Origin of the sequence: Sphingomonas sp. CFBP 13706 (assembly GCF_014842355.1) — a bacterium.
In the GTDB taxonomy this organism is placed as follows: domain Bacteria; phylum Pseudomonadota; class Alphaproteobacteria; order Sphingomonadales; family Sphingomonadaceae; genus Sphingomonas; species Sphingomonas aerolata.
In genome coordinates, this window is record NZ_JACYVM010000007.1 from 46,541 (window position 1) to 66,401 (window position 19,861).

Below are 19,861 nucleotides of genomic sequence, written 5' to 3' on the forward strand. Positions count from 1 at the left end.
TGACGAAAGTCAAAATCCAGGATAACTCAGCGAGACGTTCGTGGCTCTGGATCCTGACTTTCGTCAGGATGACGGGAGGGGTCAGGCGGCGAGGTCTAGTTCCTTGCCGGCGGCGGCGGCCAGCAGGCGGCGTTCGAGGGTCTTCAGCCGGGCGGGGGCGGTGATGCGGTCGCCGGTGAGGTCGGTGATGTAGAAGGTGTCGACCGCGCGTTCGCCATAGGTGGCGACGTGCGCGGAGTGGATCGTCACCTTCGACTGGAAGAGCGCCTGGGCGAGCCGGTTGAGCAGGGCGGGGCCGTCGCGGGCGTTGACCTCGACCACGGTGAAGCGGTTCGAGGCGCGGTTGTCGATCATCGCGTTGGGGACGATGTCGAACGCCTCGGCGCGTGCGCGCGGGAGCGGCTTGGCGACGAGGCGGTCGGCGAGCTTGCCGCGGTTGGCGAGCGCATCCTCGATCGCGGTCTTCAGGCGGGCGAGCTGTTCTGAGCCGTCGAACGGGCGGCCGAAGGGGTCCTGGACGAGGAAATTGTCGACCGCCATGCCGTCGCGCGTGGTGTGGATCCGCGCGTCGATGATGTTGCCGCCCGCGACATGGATCGCGCCGGCGATGCGGTAGAAGAGCCCGGGATGATCCGCGGCGTAGATCGTCACGAGGGTCGCGCCGCGGCCGGGATAGACATGCGCGTCGATCGCGAGCTGCGCGTCGCCGGTGCCGGCGAGGAAGCGGGCATTGTGGACGAGCACGTCCTCGGGCTCGGCGATCCAATAGGCCTCGGGCATGCGGCGGACGAACGCGGCGAATTCGGCGTCGCTCCAGCCGAGATCGGCGTGGAGCGTCTCATGCTTGGCGGCGATGCGTTCGGCGCGACCCTTCTGCTTGTGGCCGAGGCGGAGCACCTCCTCGGCGGATTCATAGAGGTCGCCGAGGAGCTGGCGCTTCCAGCCGTTCCAGACGCCCGGGCCGACCGCGCGGATATCGACGATGGTGAGGACGAGCAGGAGCCGCAGCCGCTCGGGGCTCTGCACCACGTCGCAGAAATCGAGGATCGTCTTGAAGTCCGACAGGTCGCGCTTGAACGCGGTCGCGGACATCAGCAGATGCCAGCGGACGAGCCAGGCGACGGTCTCGGTCTCCGCCGGCGACAGGCCGAAGCGCGGGCAGAGGCGCTGCGCGACCTCCGCGCCGAGGATCGAGTGATCGCCGCCGCGACCCTTGGCGATGTCGTGGAGCAGCACCGCGACATAGAGGACGCGGCGCGATACGATCTGGCGGAAGATCGCGCTGGCGAGCGGATGGTCGTCCTTCAAGGCGCCATTCTCGATCCGCGCGAGCAGGCCGAGCGCGCGGATCGTGTGTTCGTCGACGGTGTAGTGGTGGTACATGTCGAACTGCATCTGCGCGACGACGCGGCCGAAATCGGGCACGAAGCGGCCGAATACGCCGGTCTCGTTCATCCAGCGCAGGACGAGTTCGGGATCGCGTGGCGAGCTGAGCACATCGAGGAACAGCGCGTTGGCGGTGGGGTCGTCGCGGATGTCGTCGACCAGCTTCACGTCGCGGGCGGCCGCGCGCATCGCGAGCGGGTGGATCTCGAGCGTGTTGCGGTCGGCGAGCTGGAAGATCTCGATCAGCCGGACCGGACTTGCACGGAAGAAATCGTCGTCGGGCAGCGCCAGCCGGCCGCGGTCGAGGACGAAGCCGTTCAGCCGGCGCGGGCTGCGGCGGATCGTCGGCAGCCCGAAGCGGCGGCCGCGCGCGGCGAATTTCTCGTCGAGATGCGCGAGGAAGACGCCGGTCAGGTCGCCAACGGTCTTCGCCTGGAGGAAGTAGAAGTGCATGAAGCGCTCGACCTTCGGCTTGCCGGGGCGGTCGGAGAATCGCATCCGGTCGGCGATCTCGCGCTGGACGTCGAAGGTCAGCCGGTCCTCGGCGCGACCGGTGATGCTGTGGAGGTGGCAGCGCACCGCCTGGAAGAAATTGTCGGCGCGGTGGAAGAGGCGATATTCCGCCTTGGTGAACAGCCCGACATCGACGAGCTGTGCCGCGCGCTGGACGTCGTAAATGTACTTGCCGATCCAGAACAGCGCGTGGAGATCGCGCAGGCCGCCCTTGCCCTCCTTGACGTTGGGTTCGACGACATAGCGCGTGTCGCCCATCTTGCGGTGGCGCAGGTCGCGCTCGACGAGCTTGTCGGCGATGAACGCGCGCGCGGTATCCGCCTGGACCTCGACCTTGAAGCGGCGTGAGGCCTCTTCGTAGAGATCCATGTCGCCGGTGACGTAGCGCGCCTCGAGCAGGGCGGTGCGGACGGTGATGTCGGCCTTGGCCTGGCGGATCATCTCGTCGAGCGAGCGGCTGGACTGGCCGAGCTTCAGGCCGAGATCCCAGAGCGTGTAGAGCATCGATTCGATGATGCGTTCGACCCGCGGGGTCTGCTTGCCCGGCGTGAGGAAGCCGATATCGACATCCGAATGCGGCGCCATCTCGCCGCGGCCATAGCCGCCGACCGCGATCAGCGTGAGCCGGTCGTCGGGGGTGGGGGCGGGCGCGGGGTGCAGCCGGGTGGTGGTGAAATCGAACAGCAGGCGGAGCAGCTGGTCGATCAGATAGGCCTGCGCGCTCGACACCTCGAGCCCGCGGCTGGGATGTTCGGCGAGCCGCTTGGCGACCTCGACCCTGCCCGCGTCGAGCGCGGCCTTGAGCAGGATCGTCGCCTGGCGGCCGAGCGCGACCGGGTCGGTCTCGTCCAGCGCGGCGATGGTGTCGGCGACCGCGCGGCGATCGATGATCGCGCGGCGGTTGGGCAGGTGATCGAAGCGGCCGGTCATGCGGGACCAGATAGGGCGCGCGGCGCCATTCGTCATCTTGATTGCGGGAATCCTTCCCGAACCCTAGGTCTTCGCGCGGGTTTGGCGAAAGGAAGACGATGAGCGAAGCGTTGCGCGTGGGACTGGCGGGCCTGGGAACCGTGGGGGGCGGCGTCATCCGGCTGCTCGACGCGAACCGCGAGCTGATCGCCAGACGGGCCGGCCGCGCGATCGAGGTCGTCGCGGTGTCGGCACGCGACCGCTACAAGGATCGCGGCGTCGATCTGACGCGGTTCGCCTGGGTCGACGATACGACCGCGCTGGCGCAGCAGGTGGACGTCGATGTCGTCGTCGAGCTGATCGGCGGATCGGACGGCCCCGCGCTGACGCTCGCGCGCTCGACGCTGAATGCGGGCAAATCGTTCGTCACCGCGAACAAGGCGATGCTCGCGCATCACGGCTATGAACTGGCGACCGCGGCGGAGGCGGCGCGCGTCGCGCTGAAGTTCGAGGCGGCGGTCGCGGGCGGGATCCCGGTCATCAAGGGGCTGCGCGAGGGCGCCGCCGCGAACGCGATCGGGCGGGTCTACGGGATCCTCAACGGGACGTGCAATTTCATCCTGAGCAAGATGGAGGCGGAGGGGCGTGATTTCGCCGAGATCCTCGCCGAGGCGCAGGCGCTGGGCTTTGCCGAGGCGGATCCGAGCTTCGACATCGACGGGGTGGATGCGGCGCACAAGCTGTCGATCCTTGCCTCGATCGCGTTCGGGACGCGGCCGGCGTTCGACACGGTGGCGGCGAGCGGCATCCGGCACCTGCTGGGCGCGGATATCGCCGAGGCGGCGGCCTTGGGCTACCGCGTGCGGCTGCTCGGGCTGGCGGAGGACGGGCCCGACGGGCTGTTCCAGCGCGTGCATGCGCATCTGGTGCCGGTCGACCATCCGCTCGCGCATGTGACGGGGTCGCTCAATGCGGTGGTCGCGGAGGGCAATTTCGTCGGGCGGCTGCTGTTCCAGGGTGCGGGCGCGGGTGACGGGCCGACCGCGAGCGCGGTGGTCGCGGACCTGATCGACATCGCGCGCGGCGAATATGGGCCGCCCTATGCGATGCCGGCGGCGTCGCTGGTCGCCGCGGCGACCGCGGACAGCGGCGAGCGGCGCGGGCGCGCCTATCTGCGCTTCACGGTCGCGGACCGGGTCGGCGTGCTGGCCGAGATCGCCGCGGCGATGCGCGACGCGGGCGTCTCGATCGAGAGCCTGATCCAGCGCGGGGCAATGGCGGACGGCAGCGTGCTCGTCGCGATCGTGACGCATGAGGGGCCGGAACGGTCTGTGGCGCAGGCGCTGGAGAAATTGCGGGGGTCGCAGAGTCTGGTTGGGCAGCCGTTGTGGATGCATATTCTGGGGTGATTTTGGGGGTGGGGTGATGGTGACGGGCGACGGGCCTGCCGCCGGATGCCCTACCGATTGCCGTCATCCTGACGACGGTCAGGATCCAGGGTGGCGGATGGCTGCGCTGTGTGGCTCTGGATCCTGACCTTCGTCAGGATGACGGGGTGTGTGGGGATGGCGGCTGCCTCCTTTCGTCATCCTGGGCTTGACCCAGGATCCAGAGTTGCGGGGCGCTGTGCTGCTTGGCTCTGGATCCTGACTTTCGTCAGGATGACGGGGTTGGGTGGGGATGACGGCCCCTCCCTTTCGTCATCCTGGGCTTGACCCAGGATCCAGAGTTGCGGGGGGTTGCGCTGTTTGGCTCTGAGTCCTGGCTTTCGTCAGGATGACGGGGTGGTTACGGCCGCGCGGGGGCCGGGGGTGCGGGGTCGGACAGGTCGATGGCGATGCGGCCGGTCTTGTCGGGCTTCTTGGCGAAGGCGCTTTTGGCGAGCGCGACGGCGCCGGCGACGAGCGGGGCGATCGGGGGGCCGAAGCCGGACTGGCAGCCGCTCTGGGTCGCGGCGCAGGGCGTTCCCTCGAGCGAGAGCGCGCGGATCGCGGTCATGTTCGGGTTGGCGGCGACGGGGCGGTCGGGCGGGCCCCAGTCGGGGAGCGGGAGGCGCGGGCCCGATTGGGTGCCGGGCGCGCAGACGGTAATCGTCTTGTCGCCCTCCTTCACCACCGGGCAGTCGGGGGGATTGAGGATCGACCAGCTCTTCTCGGTCGGGGCCGACGAGGTCGATGTGGCGGCGGGCTTGGCCGCAGGTGTGGCGCCGGCCTGTGTGAGCGCGAGCAGCGTGACGAGAATCATCGGCGGCGCCTCAACGGTTTGCGGTGATCATGGGCATCGCCCGAGCATGGACCCGATCGGGGCGTCTTGCCACTGTCCAGATGGCGGGGGGCTGATGGCGGGGGCGTGATGGCGCGGGGGTCAGGGCGCGGGTTTGCGGAGGCCGCCGGCGGTGACGCCCGCCGCGCCGACGCCGACCGACACGCCGGCCATGCCGCCGCCGACCTGGAACGGGCCCATGTCCTGGACCGGGGTGCGCGCGTTGAGCAGCCGGACGCGTTCCGCGGCGAGGCTTTCGTGGCGCGGATCGCCGGGATCGTGCTCGACGAACGGCACGCGGAACCGATCCGCCTGGCGCAGGCCGCAGACGGTGATGTCGGTCGAAGCGGGATCGACGACGCAGCGGGGTTCGGCGGCGAGTCGCTCGCTGGCCTTGGCGAGCAGCGGGTCCTGAGCAAGAGCCAGAAGCAAGGCGAACATGACCTGTCCCCGATACGCGATGGGCCGATACGAAGCTCGTCGCGAGGGTGACGCACGCGCAGGCGAGCCGCAAGCGTCAGTCGGTCGGATCCCGATCTATCCTGGCGACGCCGAGCCGGGGGATCTCGATCGCGGGGCAGCGGTCCATGACGACCTGAAGCCCGGCGGCTTCGGCGCGGGCGGCGGCAGCCTCGTTGATGACGCCGAGCTGCATCCAGACCGCTTTCGCGCCGATCGCGATCGCCTGGTCGACGGCCTCGCCCGCGGCGGCGGAGTTGCGGAAGATGTCGACGATGTCGATTTCATCGCCGAGCTGGGCGAGTTCGCGGAAGACGAATTCGCCGTGAATGTGCTCGCCGGTGGTCTGCGGGTTGACCGGGATGACGCGGTAGCCGTGCGCCTGCATCCGCGCCATCACGCCGTAGGAGGGGCGGTCGGGGCGGTCGGAGGCGCCGACCAGCGCGATCGTGCGCGCGTTTTCCAGCAGTGTCTTGATATCGGAATCGGCGGTAAGAGGCATCTCGGCGTCCTCTTCGTGGAGCACCCGTCCGGGTCTGTACATAGACCGGTCGGGTGGCTGGAATCCTGGTCCGCTCGTGCCGTAGCTCTACGCGCCAGGCACGACCGGTAACAGCACAACGGCGCGGGCCCCAAAACGTTTCACATTTTTCCAATCCATGCGACGACCTGAGCGGCGAGGGCGGCGAAGATCACGTCGTCGGGCTCGGCCGCGGGGGGCGTTCCCGCGTCGGAGGCGGTGCGGATCGACAGCGTCAGCGGCACGCGGCCGAGGAACGCGATGCCGAGCTCACGCGCCGCCGCCTCGGCGCCGCCATTGCCGAACGGATCCGAACTCTCGCCGCAATGCGGGCAGACATAGCCGGCCATGTTCTCGACCAGCCCGATGATCGGGATGCCGGCTTTCTCAAACAGGTCGATCGCGCGGCGCGCGTCGATCAGCGCGAGATCCTGCGGGGTCGAGACGATGATCGCGCCTGCGGGACGGTATTTCTGGACCATCGTCAGCTGGACGTCGCCGGTGCCGGGGGGAAGGTCGAGCACGAGCGTGTCGGTCGCGCCCCAGTCCGCCTCGACTAGCTGGCCGAGCGCGCCCGCCGCCATCGGTCCGCGCCAGGCGAGCGCGCGACCGGGATCGACGAGCTGGCCCATCGACAGGAGGGGGACGCCGTAGGGGGTGGGGACGGGGTCGAGCACCTTGTCCTTCGCGGTCGGGCGGGTGCCCTCGACCCCCATCAGCCGCGGCTGCGACGGGCCGTAGATGTCCGCGTCGACGAGGCCGACGCGGCGCCCGGCCCTGGACAGCGCGATGGCGAGGTTGGCGGACAGCGTCGACTTGCCGACCCCGCCCTTGCCGCTGGCGACCGCGATCAGCCGGCGGGTGGTGCGTTCGGCGGTCATGACCACGCGCACCTCGCCGACGCCCGGCGCGGTCGCGGCCATCTTCACCGTCGCCTCGAGCGCGTCGCGCGCCTTGGGGTCGAGGCCGGTCGCGTCGACCACCACGCCGAGCCGCGTTCCTTCGAGTCGCACCGTGGCGCGCGTGCCCGCCACTGCGGCAATCGCCGCCTTTACCGCTTCAATGTCGATCATAGCCGCCAGATAGGCCCGTGGCGGGCGCTTGGCACTGTTTTTCCGCGATGGCACACCTATAAAGGTTGGATGACGATCTTTACGCGCTGGCTCCGGCGTCCCCCCATTCTCGCCGTCGAAACGCCAAAGGGCCCCTGGGGCGGCCCGGGTGACGACAATGCCGGCGAGGGCGGCGGCCCCCGCAATCCCTGGGCGCTGCCCCCCGGCGGTCGCAAGCCGACCGGCAAGCCGAGCGCGCTCGACGAATTCCTGAAAAAGGCCCGGGTCTCGGGCGGCGGTGGCGGCGGCGGCAGCAGCGGCGGCGGCTTCGGCGGCCTGCCGACGGGCGCCAATGCGCGCGCGCTGTGGGCGATCGCGGTGGCGGTGATCGTGGTCCTGTGGCTGCTGTTCACGTCATTCCACCAGATCGGGCCGCAGCAGCGCGGCGTAGTCACCTATTTCGGCAAATATGCCGGCACGCTCGACCCGGGCATCCGCCTGACCCCGCCCGCGCCGATCGCGCATGTCGAGGTGGTCGACGTGCAGAATATCCGCACCGATAATTTCCCCGTCGGCGACGGCGAGAACCTGACGCTGACCGGCGACCAGAACATCATCGATCTGGCCTATTCGGTGCGCTGGGACATCGCCGATCCGCGCGATTACGTGTTCCAGCTCGCCGAGCCGAACACCACGGTGCGCGCCGCGGCCGAGAGCGCGATGCGCGCGGTGGGCGCGACGACGACGCTGGAGCAGGCGATCGGCACGGGCCGCACGGTGATCGAACAGCGCGTCGCCGAGCTGACCCAGCAGATCCTGAACGACTATAAGTCGGGCGTCCGCATCCAGGGCGTCGCGATCAAGCAGGCCGCCGCGCCCGCGCAGATCGTCGAGGACTTCAACGCGGTGACCGCGGCGCAGCAGGAAGCGATCGCCAACCTCAACCAGTCGCGCTCGTACGCGCAGCAGGTCGTGGCGCGCGCGCAGGGCGAGGCCGCATCGTTCGACAAGGTCTATGAGCAATATCGCCTCGCCCCCGAGGTGACGCGTCGACGGATGTATTACGAGACCATGGAAGCGGTATTGGCCAAGAGCGACAAGACGATCGTCGAGACTCCGGGCGGCGTCGTCCCCTATCTGCCGTTGCGCAACGGCAAGCGGCTCGCCGATCCGGAGGTCGCGCCGCGCGCCGCCCAGCCGGCGACGCCCGCGCCGGCTGCCGCCGCCGCCGCCGCCCAGCCGGGAGCTGCCCAGTGAACGGCCTGACCTGGCGTAACCCGCTGATCGCGGGCGCGATTGCACTGGTGCTCGTGATCCTTGCCGCGGCGAGCTTTGCGATCGTGCCGGAAACGCAGCAGGCGGTGATCCTGCGGTTCGGCCAGCCGATCCGGACGGTCAACGCCTATGCGCCCGGCCAGCCCTTCGGCCAGACCGGCGCGGGGCTGATCGCACGCGTGCCGTTCATCGACCGCATCGTGTGGATCGACAAGCGCGTGCAGGACATCGAGCTGGACAACACGCTGGTGCTGTCGACCGATCAGCTGCGGCTCGAGGTCGATGCCTATGCGCGCTACCGCGTCGTCGACCCGCGCAAGATGCGCAACGCGGTCGGCAGCGAGGAACGCATCCCCGACCAGCTGCGCCCGATCCTGGGCTCGGCGCTGCGCAACGAGCTCGGCAAGCGGCGCTTCGTCGAACTGCTCAGCCCCGAGCGGTCCGAGCTGATGGACAATATCCAGACCGGGCTGCAGCGCGTCGCGAGCCAGTATGGCGTCGAGATCGTCGACGTGCGGATCAAGCAGGCGAACCTGCCCGTCGGCCTGCCGCTCGAAAGCGCGCTCAAGCGCATGTCGAGCGCGCGCCAGCAGGAGGCGATCACGATCCGGGCCGAGGGCCAGAAGCAGGCGCAGATCGTCCGCGCGCAGGCGGATGCCGATTCGGCGAAGATCTATGCCGAGAGCTTTGGCAAGGATGCCGACTTCTACGACTTCTACCGGGCGATGCAGTCCTACCGGCACACGTTCGGCGCGGATGGCGGTCCGGCACCGGAAGGATCGACGTCGATAATTCTTTCGCCGAACAACAGCTATCTGCGGGAATTCGAGGGCCGCGGGCGTTAAAGCCCGTGAGCTTGCTCTGAACACCCGTTCATATTCAAGCGTCGTTCAGCCGTAATCGGCGATGAAACCCCGGTTTCGGACGATGAAACGAGAGGACAATATCCAGTGCGTTACGCCTACGCCATTACCAGCGCTCTACTGCTCGGCGGCGCGACCGCGACGCTCGCGCTCCAGCCCGGCACCGCTTCGGGGACCGGCCAGGTCGCCCAGAACGAACCCGGCGCGATCCAGGCGGTCGTGCCCAAGCCCGGCGCGCCGATGAGCTTTGCCGACATGGTCGCGCGGCTCCAGCCCGCGGTCGTGAACATCTCGACCAAGCAGACGATCGTCCAGAAGCAGCAGGCCAACCCGTTCGCGGGCACGCCGTTCGGCGAGCTGTTCGGCGGCATGGGCGGCGGTCCGCAGGGTGGCCCGCCGGTCAAGCGCGAGGGCGCGTCGCTCGGCTCGGGCTTCCTGATCTCGGCGGACGGCTATGTCGTCACCAACAACCACGTGATCTCGCCGGGCGCGCAGGGCGCGACGGTCGATTCGATCACCGTGACGCTGAGCAACAAGAAGGAATATGTCGCCAAGGTCATCGGCAAGGACCAGGAATCGGACCTGGCGCTGCTGAAGATCGACGCGCCGAACCTGCCCTTCGTCAAGTTCGGCGATTCGAACGGCGCGCGCGTCGGCGACTGGGTCGTCGCGATCGGCGAGCCGTTCGGGCTGGGCGGCACGGTGACCGCGGGGATCATCTCGGCGATCAACCGCGTCACCGGGCAAGGCGGCGCGTATGACCGCTTCATCCAGACCGACGCGTCGATCAACCAGGGCAATTCGGGCGGGCCGATGTTCGACCTGAACGGCAATGTGATCGGCGTGAATTCGCAGATCTTCAGCCAGTCGGGCGGCAATATCGGCATCGGTTTCGCGATCCCCGCGGCGACCGCCAAGCCGATCATCGCGACCTTCATGAAGGGCGGCACGATCGAGCGCGGCTATATCGGCGTGACGCTGGGCCGTGGTGGCACGATCGACGAGGATACCGCAGCGGCGCTCGGCATCGCCAAGAACCAGGGCGAGCTGATCAACGACGTCACCGCGGGCGGGCCCGCGGCGCGCGCCGGCGTGCGCGCGGGCGACGTGGTGACCAAGGTCAACGGCCAGGTCGTCACGGTCGACCAGTCGCTGTCCTATCTCGTGTCGAACGTGAAGCCCGGCCAGACCGCGCGGCTCGACATCCTGCGCAACGGCAAGCCGACGAGCGCGAACGTGGTCGTCGTGCCGCGGCCGAGCGCGGACAAGCTGGCGGCGACCCTGGGCGGCGACGCGCAGGGCTTTGGCACCGACGACGGCGATGACGATGACGCAGCGACCGGCGCGGCACCCACCGCGGGTGCGGCACTCGGGATCGGCGTCCAGCCGCTGACCCCGGCGATCGCGCAGGCGGTTGGCGTCGAGGCGGGCACGCAGGGCGTGGTGATCGCGGCGGTCGCGCAGACGAGCGATGCGTTCGGCAAGCTCAAGCGCGGCGACGTGATCATCTCGGTCAACGGTACGCCGGTGCGCAGCGCAACGGAGCTGCAGGGCGCGGTCACGACGGCGAAGGCCGCCGGGCGTCCGCAGGTGCTGTTGCAGGTCAAGCGCGGGCGTGGGCCGGCGCAGTTCCTGCCGGTCAAGATCAAGTAATCCACCCGACACTCGCGTGTCCCGAAGGACCGTCGCTCACCCGAGCGGCGGTCCTTTTTCTTTGCGGGGCGCGGGGTTAGGATCGGGATCGACAGCGAGGACATAGCAGCATGGGCGACGGCATCTTCATCGGCGCGAGCGCGGACGGTACGCGGCAGACGCTCGAGCTCAGACGCGCGAACCGGCACGGGCTGATCGCGGGCGCGACGGGGACGGGCAAGACCGTGACCGTGCAGGGGATCATCGAGGGGTTTTCGGCAAACGGCGTGCCGTGCTTCGTCGCGGACGTGAAGGGCGACCTGTCGGGGCTCGCCATGGCGGGGTCGCCGACCGCGAAGACGCATGCGATCTTTGCCGAGCGCGCCAGGGCGATCGGCGATGACGGCTGGGCCTATGCCGACACGCCGGTGCAGTTCTGGGACCTGTTCGGCGAGCAGGGGCATCCGATCCGCACGACGATCAGCGAGATGGGGCCGGTGCTGCTCGCGCGGCTGCTCGATCTGAACGAGGTGCAGGAGGGGGTGCTGACGATCGCCTTCCACGTCGCGGACACGGAAGGGCTGCTGCTGATCGATCTCGACGATCTGCAGGCGATGCTGAGCGAGTGCGCGGGGCGGGCGGACGAGCTGACGACGACCTATGGCAACGTGTCGAAACAGTCGATCGGTGCGATCCAGCGGGCGCTGCTCCAGTTGCGCAGCCAGGGCGCGGAGCATTTCTTTGGCGAGCCCGCGCTCGAATTGCGCGACTTCATCGGCGTGGACGATCGGGGGCGGGGGCTGGTCAACATCCTCGCCGCGGACAAGCTGATGGCGAGCCCCAAGCTCTATTCGACGTTCCTGCTGTGGCTGATGAGCGAGCTGTTCGAGCAGCTTCCCGAGATCGGCGATCCCGACAAGCCGGTGCTGTGTTTCTTCTTCGACGAGGCGCATCTGCTGTTCGATGCCGCGCCCAAGGCGCTGCTCGACACGATCGCGCAGGTCGTGCGGCTGATCCGGTCGAAGGGCGTGGGGGTGTATTTCATCACGCAGAACCCGATCGACATTCCCGAGACGATCGCCGGGCAGCTCGGCAACCGGGTGCAGCATGCGCTGCGCGCGTTCACGCCGCGCGACCAGGCAGCGGTGCGCTCGGCGGCGGAGACGTTCCGGGCGAATCCGGGGGTCGATGTCGCGACCGCGATCACCGAGCTGAAGGTGGGCGAGGCCCTGGTGTCGCTGTTGCAGGCGGACGGGTCGCCGACGCCGGTCGCGCGCACGCTGATCAAGCCGCCGGTCTCGCGGGTCGCGCCGATCACGCCCGCCGAGCGCGCGGTGATGATCGAGACGGATGCGATCGGGGCGAAATACGACACGCTGGTGGATCGGGAGTCGGCGGAGGAACTGCTCGCGGCGAAGACCGAGGCGGCGAGCGCGGCGGCGGCCGAGGCGAAGGCGACGACCGCGGCGGAGAAGGCGGCGGTGGCGCAGGCGAAGCTCGACGCGAAGGCGGCGCGCGAGGCGCGGGCGGCGGAGCGTGAGGCTGAGCGGGTTGAGCGCGCGGCCGAGCGCGAGGCGGCGGACTCGCCCTGGGCGAAGATGGCGTCGTCCGCGACGCGCGCGGCGAGCTCGTCGATCGGGCGGCAGGTGGCGAACGAGATCGGGAAACAGGTGTTCGGGACGAGCAGCCGGAGCCGGTCGCGGTCGCGCGGCGGGGCGTCGGGGGGTGGGCTTGTGGGGAGCGTGCTGCGCGGGGTGCTGGGGGGGTTGTTTCGGGGGTGATGGGGGTGGGGCGCGGACGGTCGTCGCACCCGAAGCGCCCTACCGTGCGAAGCCGCCCCGCCCTCCCAAGCTGCCCAGCCCCTGAAGCCGCCTCCCCGGCGGAGGCCGGGGTCCAGTTGGCGAGGTTGGAGTAACGGAGCGCTGTCCTGCATCACTGCCGTCCCCCAACTGGGCCCCGGCCTTCGCCGGGGTGGTGGGGGGTGTGGGGGCTGGCGGGTCCGATCTCGCGTGCACCTCCCCCGGTCTTCGCCGGGGTGGTGGAGGGGGTGGGGTGCTGTGGTATAGGGCGGAATCGGCACGGGCCGGGCGTTGGCCGGGCCGGTGCACCACGTCTTGCAAAGGTACCCGATCATGTCGCTCGATTTCGAATCCACCACCGACTGGGCCGCGATCGGTAAGGAGAGCCTCGATGCGGCGATCGAGTTGCGGCGCGCGATCCATGCGGATCCCGAGGTCGGGCTGCACTGTCCGCGCACCTCGGACAAGGTGAAGGCGGCGCTGGCCGGGCTGCCGCTCGAGATCCGCGAGGGGACGTCCACCACGGGCTTCGTCGCGATCCTGCGCGGCGGGCGGGGCGGTGGTACCGCGGGGGGCAATGGGCGGACCGTGCTGTTGCGCGGCGACATGGATGCGTTGCCGATGCAGGAGGAGACCGGGCTGCCGTTCGCGTCGAAGGTCGACGGGGCGATGCATGCGTGCGGGCATGATTCGCATACCGCGATGCTGGTCGGGGCGGCCAAGGCCTTGTGCGCGCGGCGGGACGATCTGCCGGGGACGGTCGTGTTCATGTTCCAGCCGGGCGAGGAAGGGCATCACGGCGCGCGGCACATGATCGCCGACGGGCTGCTCGATGCGCCATTGCCCGAGGCGGGGTTCGCGCTGCACATCTCGCCCAACATGCCGATGGGGCATGTCGTCAGCCGGTCGGGGACGCTGATGGCGTCGACCGACACGCTGCGCGCGACGATCACCGGGCGCGGCGGGCATGCGGCGATGCCGCACGACTGCCTCGATCCGCTGCCGATCGCGTGCGAGATCGTCACCGCGCTGCAGACCTATGTCGCGCGGCAGGTGGCGGTGACCGATCCGGCGGTGCTGTCGATCACCAAGCTGAATGCGGGGAGCGCGCACAACGTCATCCCGTCGAGCGTCGAGATGCTGGGGACGATGCGGACGCTGTCCGAGCGGACGCGCGAACAGCTGCGCGCCGCGTTCGTGCGGATGGTCGAGGGGATCGCCGCAGCGCATGGCGCGGTCGGGACGCCGACGATCGAGCAGGGCTATCCGGTGACGGTCAACGATGCCCGCGCGACCGAACTGATCAAGGCGGTGGCGACGACGATCGGCGGCGAGGGCGCGTATCAGGTGATGCCGCCGATGATGGGGGCGGAGGATTTCTCCTACGTGCTGCAGAAGCTGCCCGGCGCGATGGCGTTCATCGGCGCGGCGCCCGAGGGGAGCGACCCGCGGACCAACCCGCCGCTGCACAATACGAAGATGACGATCGACGAGCGGGTGATGGCGCACGGGATCGCGGTACACTGCGCGGTGGCGGAGCGGTTTCTGGCGAATGGGTTCGATTGAGGGGGGGCGTGCGTTTCGCCGGACTGATCCGGGGGAGCGTGCGCGCCATCCTGTTGCCCCTCCCCGGCGAAGGCCGGGGTCCAGGTGGGAGGTCGGCGTAACGGAGCGGTGTCCGCGGTTATTGCCGTTCCCCAACTGGGCCCCGGCCTTCGCCGGGGTGGTAGCGCGCGGGGCCGGTTACTTCTTGATCAGGCCGATCTCTACCAGGCGTTCGTAGAGATAGTCGTGCGCGGTGATCGGGGTGGGGTAGCGGTTGGGGTTTTCCGCGGTGATCGTCGCCGGCAGCGTCTCGATCAGGAAATCCGGCGCGGGATGCAGGAAGAACGGCATCGAGTAGCGCGAATGGCCGCGGCGCTCGGGCGGCGGGTTGACGACGCGGTGCGTGGTCGAGGGCAGGACGTGGTTGGTCAGCCGCTGGAGCATGTCGCCGACATTGACGACCATTGCACCCTCGGGCGGCTTGATCGACAGCCAGCGGCCGTTCGCGCGGTCGAGCAGTTCGAGGCCCGCCTCTTCCGCACCGAGCAGCAGCGTGATGAGGTTGATGTCCTCATGCGCGCCGGCGCGGACGCCTTCGGCATCGGCGGGGATCGGCGGGTAGTGGAGCAGGCGCAGGACGCTGTTGCCGTCCTTGACCGCGGGGTCGAACCAGTCGGGCGCGAGCTTCAGGTGGCGCGCGATCGCGGAGAGCAGCTTGTCGCCCGCGGTGTCGAACGCCTTGAACAGGTCGAGGAAGACCGGCTTGAAGCCCTCGGGACGGGCCGGCCAGACGTTCGGCGACATCTGCGCTTCGTAGCGGTGGCCGGCGGGGAGCTCGCGGCCGACATGCCAGAATTCCTTGAGGTCGACGACTTTCGCGTCCTTGGCGATCTCGGTCTTGAACGGCGTATAGCCGCGCGCGCCGCCGCCGCCGGGGGCGAAATAGCCGCGCTTCTCGTCCTCGGGCAGCTCGAACAGCGCCTTGGTCTCGGCCCAGGCCTGGTCGATCAGATCGGTCGGGATGCCGTGATCGGCGACGATCGCAAAACCGAAGCGTTCGAACGAGTTGCCGAGTGCGGCGGCAAAGCCATCGGGGTCGCGCGCCTGATCGGCGAGGCTGAGTGTGGGAACCTGGGCGGCGGGGCTGTCGAGCATGGAAGGATGTCCGGATAGGGGAGCGCCGATATAGCGACGCGGGGGGGCGGTGCCAATTGCCTGGCGGGATTTCGCGTGGTGGCTGTGGCAGGGTGGATAGCGGGTTTCGTAGGTAGCGATAACGCGGTAGGGCGCCGCATCATGACCGCAGAAACCTTAGTATCCGACGCGCCCGCGATGCGCGGCGCGCCGATCGGCTTTGTCGAGTTCGTGGCGCTGGTCGCAGCCCTCATGTCGCTGACCGCGCTGGGGATCGATTCGATGCTGCCCGCGCTGCCCGCGATCGGCGAGTCGCTGGGGATCGCGAGCGAGAACAGCCGGCAATATATCGTGACCGCGTTCGTCATCGGCTTCGGCGTCGCGCAGCTCGTCCACGGGCCGCTCGCCGACCGGTTCGGGCGCCGCACGGTGCTGCTCTGGTCGCTGGGGCTGTATGCGCTCGCCAATGTCGCCTGCGCGCTGGCGGGGAGCTTCACATTGCTGCTGATCGCGCGGGTCGCAGGCGGTGCGGTGATCGCGGCGGCGCGGGTCGCGACGATCGCGCTGGTGCGCGACTGTTATCACGGGCGGGCGATGGCGCGGGTGATGTCGATCGCGTTCATGGTGTTCATGATCGTGCCGATCCTGGCGCCGACCTTCGGCTGGAGCGTGCTGCAGTTCGGCGACTGGCGCGCGATCTTCTGGGTGATCGCAGGCCTGACGCTGGTCGTGCTCGCCTGGTTCTGGGTCCGGATGCCCGAGACGCTGGCGCTCGAGAACGTCCTGCCGATCACGCCGGCGCGGATCCTGTCCGACTGGCGGCAGACGCTCAGCGACCGGCTGTCGCTCGGCTATACGCTGGCGGCGACCGCGCTGATGGGGTCGCTGTACGGGTATCTCAACTCGATCCAGCAGATCATGGCGGACGTGTTCGCAAAGCCCGACCTGCTCGCGCTGATCTTCGCGGTCACCTCGGTGACGATGGCGGCGGCCAATCTGATGAATTCGCGGATCGTGATGAAGCTCGGCACGCGGCTGATCAGCCACTGCGCGCTGTCGGGGCTGATCCTGGTGTCGCTGGTGCATCTGGGCGCAATCGAGGCGAACTGGGAATCGCTCACCAGCTTTGCGGTGTTCCAGGCGCTGACGCTCGGCTGTTTCGGGCTGGCGACGTCGAATTTCTCGGCGATGGCGATGGAGAATATGGGGCGGATCGCCGGCACCGCGTCGAGCGTGCAGGGGTTCGTCAGCGTCACCGCGGGCGCGGTGATCGGCGCGGTGATCGGCCAGGCGTTCGACGGGACGACGGTGCCGCTGGTGCTCGGCTTCCTGCTCGCGGGGCTCGCGGCGCTGGCAGTCGTCGCGCTGACGGAACGGGGCCGCCTGTTCCGGCCTGCGATCGTCGTCAAACCGGCGGAGTGACGGAACCGGGCACGAGTGCCCGCCGTTCCTTGACGCGAGACCGCACGACGCGGCCTGAGCAGGAGCGATAGCATGGGCGGACATCAGGTTCCCGGCATGGGCACGGGCGACGACGGGTATGACGAGGACGGCTATGACGAGAGCCAGCGCGCCGAGATCCTCGAGGCGACGCGCAGCGGCCCGGTCGACGGCGCGATCGTCACCGATCTGAGCCCCGATCTGGGCACGGACGACGACGAGGACGAGCCGATCGACGACATCGACATGGATTCGGAAGCGGTCGGCCAGACCGATTCGACCGTGACGATGGACGAGGACGATATCGACGAGGACGATGTCCAGGACGAGCTCGACGATGGCAGCATCGACGATGACGAGCTGGACGATGCCGACGACGTCGCGCTGAAGCCCTGACCCCTGCGATCCCCCGACGCGCGTGCGGCAGCGATCCCCGCACGCGCGTCCCGCTTCGATGTAGGAGGCGCGCGTGCGTATCGTGATCGCAACCGGCGGCGTGATGCCGATCCTTCTGGGGTGCGGCCTTGGCGGCTGCTCGGACCCCAAGCAGCAGCAGCTCGACGTCACCGCGGCGGCGGCACGCGCACAGCAGAACATCGCGCGCTATGCCGCAGACAGCCGTCCCGGCCGGCATCCCGTCGGCACCACCAAGATCGCGGCGGCGGCGCCCGAGACCTTGCCCGAGGCGGCGGCGGCGGTGGTGCGACGCTATTACCAGCGGATCGCGGCGCATGACTTTGTCGGGGCGCGCGCGCTCTGGTGTCGCGATGGCGAATCCTCGACGCTCGACCGCGCGGGGTTCGCTGGCCGGTTCGCGCGCTATGCCCGTTATGACGCGAGCATTGCGGCACCGGGCAGCGTCGATGCAGGGGCGGGCCAGCTGCACATTTCGGTGCCGGTACGCGTGACGGGGACGCTCCGCGACGGGACGCGCTTTGCCGATGACGGCATGGTTCTGCTGCACCGCGTCAATGACGGGATCGAGACCGCGAGCGCCGAGGCACATCTCTGGCGGATCGAATCCACCGCGGTCGACCCGGTGATCCCGCCGCCGCGCGCGCCCGCCACCAGCGCGCCCGCACGCCGCTAAGCCGCTGAAACCCGGCTATCCGTAGCGTCTTGCTGAAGCCCGGGAAAAGCCACGAAGCCGCCACGATGGCCGCGGTTTCGCCCATGTTCGTTCATCCGACCGTCAGAAACCGTTGCCATCTTGCCACAGCCGGCGATTGTTCCCGAAATCGACGCACGGCGGTGCAACATTTTCGTCATCGACCTGTTTGGAGGGCCTGAGTGTCACGCGCCACGGGTTGTCCGGGGCGGCGGGACCCAGAACGAAACAAGAAGGTCATTCGAATATGCGTAAGCTTTCCATCGCAGTCGCCATCGCAGCAGCCGCCCTCGCCGCTCCGGCGTTCGCGCAGGACATGTCGGCTCCTGCCCCCACCGACAACAGCGCAGCGCCCGGCGAAGCCGCTGCACCGGACGGCTCGAAGGCCTTCGGGATCGAACCGTATTTCGGCGTCATGGGCGGTTGGGAGCAGTTCGACAACGAAGCCGGCCACGGCATCCCGCAGGCGCTGAACGCCAACGGCACGCTGCGTCGCGGCTACAAGCCCTCGGGTTCGCTCGTTCAGGGCGTTCTGGGCGTCAACGTTCCGCTGGGCCCGGTCTTCGTCGGCGCAGAAGGTAACGTGATCAAGGGCATCGATGGCAACATCGATTGGCAGTATGGCGCAGCAGGCCGTTTCGGTCTCCGCGCTGGCGACAGCGGCCTGATCTACGGCAAGGTCGGCTACCAGTGGGTCAACTTCGACCATTTCTCGGGCCTGTCGAACACGGTTCCCAACACGAACCGCGACTATAGCGCGATCACCTACGGCATCGGCGCCGAAGTCGGTCCGCAGAGCATCGGCCTGAAGGGCATCACCGGCAACGCCGGCTTCCGCATCCGCGCCGAGGTCAACACCTTCGGCGACGCGCAAAGCTTCCGCCCGATGCTGGGTATCGTCACGCACTTCTGAGCCTTGGCTTAGGTACGTGAAATCGGGCGGGGTGCGAGCGATCGCACCCCGCCCTTTTTTGTGTCCGGCGCGGATCGGCCGGGCCGCGTGGAGAGGCGTCGGGCGGTGCCATGACGTCCTCCTGATGTTCCCGATGCGTTCTGGCGCATTTCCGACTCGCTTCGCCGCATGTGAGTCGACGGGCGAGTGACATCGACTCGTGGCCGCGTAGGCGCGAAAGGCGATGGAGTATGTGTTTGATTTTATGCGGTTGCTGAGCGGCAATCGCGGGACGGGTGGCGCCCGGCGTCGGAGCGGTCCGGGTCTCGCGCTACAGCTCCGCCTGGTGTTCTACGGTGTGCTGATCGGGCTGATGGTGCCGACGCTGCGCAAGATCGACTGGTCGCCGCTCGGCCCGCCGGGGCTGAAGGTCGAATGGCCGACCGGGTTCGGCGTGACCTGGCCCGCGGGGCAGCTCCACGTGCCGGGCGGCTGGGGGCGGCTGCGCGATACCGCCGCCGACGTCGCGCCGTCCGCTACGGGTCTGGGCAGCGCGGCCGCGACTGCGGCGGCTGCGGCGGCGGGCGCGGCGGGCGGGCTGATCGTCGGGGCCGGGTCTGGGGCTGGGGCCGGGTCTGGCGCTGGGGCCGGCGCGGTGGGGGCGGGGAAGGCGGTATCGGCGCGCTTCACGATCTGCGGCCGGGCGAAGCGGGTCAACTGCATGGTCGACGGCGACACCTTCTGGATGAACCGCACCAAGATCCGCATCGCCGATATCGACACCCCCGAAACGCACCCGCCGCGCTGCAAGGCCGAGGCACGCGCGGGCCAGCGCGCGACGCTCCGGATGCAGGCGCTGCTCAATGCCGGGCCGTTCACGCTGACGCGGATCAAGCGCGACGTCGACAAATATGGGCGCAAGCTGCGGCTGGTGCAGCGCGACGGGCGGTCGCTGGGCGACACGCTCGTCCGTGAGGGGCTCGCGCGGCGTTATGGCGGGGGGAAGCGGTCGCCGTGGTGCTGAGGGGGGCAGATGGCCTTGGCCGGCTAGATCAGGATCGGCGGTCGATTC

At 69.1% G+C, this 19,861-nt stretch carries 17 protein-coding genes; 11 read left to right on the plus strand and 6 right to left on the minus strand.

The features are described 5' to 3' along the window. Positions 1–81: 81 nt before the first annotated feature. The gene (locus IFS44_RS13860; RefSeq protein ID WP_166746977.1) at positions 82–2,829 is read right to left on the minus strand and encodes a [protein-PII] uridylyltransferase; all 2,748 of its coding nucleotides are present in this window, start codon (positions 2,827–2,829) and stop codon (positions 82–84) included. Positions 2,830–2,927: 98 nt separating this feature from the next. On the opposite strand from IFS44_RS13860, the gene IFS44_RS13865 reads away from it, so the two are divergent. Beyond that, positions 2,928–4,217 carry a homoserine dehydrogenase gene (locus tag IFS44_RS13865; RefSeq protein WP_192098867.1) on the plus strand — a complete coding sequence of 430 codons (1,290 nt, stop codon included), beginning with the start codon at positions 2,928–2,930 and terminating at the stop codon, positions 4,215–4,217. Positions 4,218–4,596: 379 nt separating this feature from the next. Here the strand turns inward: IFS44_RS13865 and IFS44_RS13870 are convergent, their stop codons facing one another. The 4 genes from IFS44_RS13870 to IFS44_RS13885 form a co-directional block, all read right to left on the minus strand. Beyond that, on the minus strand, positions 4,597–5,052 hold the full coding sequence (locus IFS44_RS13870; RefSeq protein ID WP_244650317.1) for a hypothetical protein: 456 nt from the start codon (positions 5,050–5,052) through the stop codon (positions 4,597–4,599). A 120-nt stretch (positions 5,053–5,172) separates the two neighbouring features. Then, positions 5,173–5,511 (minus strand): hypothetical protein, encoded by a 339-nt coding sequence (locus tag IFS44_RS13875; RefSeq protein WP_107931843.1) that lies wholly within the window; start codon positions 5,509–5,511, stop codon positions 5,173–5,175. Between the two features lie 76 nt (positions 5,512–5,587). Beyond that, a complete protein-coding gene (locus tag IFS44_RS13880) occupies positions 5,588–6,031 on the minus strand; it encodes a CoA-binding protein (RefSeq protein ID WP_192098868.1) in 444 nt (147 codons plus the stop codon). Between the two features lie 140 nt (positions 6,032–6,171). Then, positions 6,172–7,122 (minus strand): Mrp/NBP35 family ATP-binding protein, encoded by a 951-nt coding sequence (locus IFS44_RS13885; RefSeq protein WP_107931845.1) that lies wholly within the window; start codon positions 7,120–7,122, stop codon positions 6,172–6,174. Between the two features lie 69 nt (positions 7,123–7,191). Between IFS44_RS13885 and hflK the strand changes: the two genes are divergently transcribed. From hflK to IFS44_RS13910, 5 genes are all read left to right on the plus strand, one after another. Beyond that, a complete protein-coding gene (gene hflK, locus IFS44_RS13890) occupies positions 7,192–8,358 on the plus strand; it encodes a protease modulator HflK (protein ID WP_192098869.1) in 1,167 nt (388 codons plus the stop codon). Continuing rightward, positions 8,355–9,221, plus strand: coding sequence for a protease modulator HflC (gene hflC, locus IFS44_RS13895; protein ID WP_031395778.1), 867 nt, complete (start codon positions 8,355–8,357; stop codon positions 9,219–9,221). The genes hflK and hflC overlap by 4 nt, the downstream gene beginning before the upstream one ends. A 105-nt stretch (positions 9,222–9,326) precedes the next feature. Beyond that, positions 9,327–10,892 carry a Do family serine endopeptidase gene (locus IFS44_RS13900; RefSeq protein WP_031439387.1) on the plus strand — a complete coding sequence of 522 codons (1,566 nt, stop codon included), beginning with the start codon at positions 9,327–9,329 and terminating at the stop codon, positions 10,890–10,892. 110 nt (positions 10,893–11,002) lie between these two features. Continuing rightward, a complete protein-coding gene (locus IFS44_RS13905; protein WP_192098870.1) occupies positions 11,003–12,652 on the plus strand; it encodes a helicase HerA-like domain-containing protein in 1,650 nt (549 codons plus the stop codon). A 351-nt stretch (positions 12,653–13,003) separates the two neighbouring features. Then, positions 13,004–14,236 (plus strand): M20 metallopeptidase family protein, encoded by a 1,233-nt coding sequence (locus IFS44_RS13910; RefSeq protein WP_192098871.1) that lies wholly within the window; start codon positions 13,004–13,006, stop codon positions 14,234–14,236. Between the two features lie 177 nt (positions 14,237–14,413). On the opposite strand, the gene IFS44_RS13915 is transcribed toward IFS44_RS13910, so the two are convergent. Then, positions 14,414–15,370: an isopenicillin N synthase family dioxygenase gene (locus IFS44_RS13915; protein WP_192098872.1), complete on the minus strand. Its 957-nt coding sequence runs from the start codon at positions 15,368–15,370 to the stop codon at positions 14,414–14,416. A gap of 141 nt (positions 15,371–15,511) precedes the next feature. On the opposite strand from IFS44_RS13915, the gene IFS44_RS13920 reads away from it, so the two are divergent. The 5 genes from IFS44_RS13920 (at position 15,512) to IFS44_RS21825 (ending at position 19,813) form a co-directional block, all read left to right on the plus strand. Beyond that, positions 15,512–16,771, plus strand: a complete 1,260-nt coding sequence (locus IFS44_RS13920) for a multidrug effflux MFS transporter (RefSeq protein WP_192098873.1) — start codon at positions 15,512–15,514, stop codon at positions 16,769–16,771. A 72-nt stretch (positions 16,772–16,843) separates the two neighbouring features. Beyond that, complete coding sequence (locus tag IFS44_RS13925) at positions 16,844–17,185, plus strand: hypothetical protein (protein WP_037530490.1); 342 nt, start codon at positions 16,844–16,846, stop codon at positions 17,183–17,185. Between the two features lie 73 nt (positions 17,186–17,258). Next, on the plus strand, positions 17,259–17,879 hold the full coding sequence (locus IFS44_RS13930; RefSeq protein ID WP_192098874.1) for a hypothetical protein: 621 nt from the start codon (positions 17,259–17,261) through the stop codon (positions 17,877–17,879). A 265-nt stretch (positions 17,880–18,144) separates the two neighbouring features. After that, positions 18,145–18,810 carry a hypothetical protein gene (locus tag IFS44_RS13935; protein WP_056409088.1) on the plus strand — a complete coding sequence of 222 codons (666 nt, stop codon included), beginning with the start codon at positions 18,145–18,147 and terminating at the stop codon, positions 18,808–18,810. Positions 18,811–19,042: 232 nt separating this feature from the next. Beyond that, entirely contained in the window at positions 19,043–19,813 is a 771-nt protein-coding gene (locus tag IFS44_RS21825; protein WP_342366427.1) for a thermonuclease family protein, read from the plus strand. Positions 19,814–19,861: the final 48 nt, after the last annotated feature.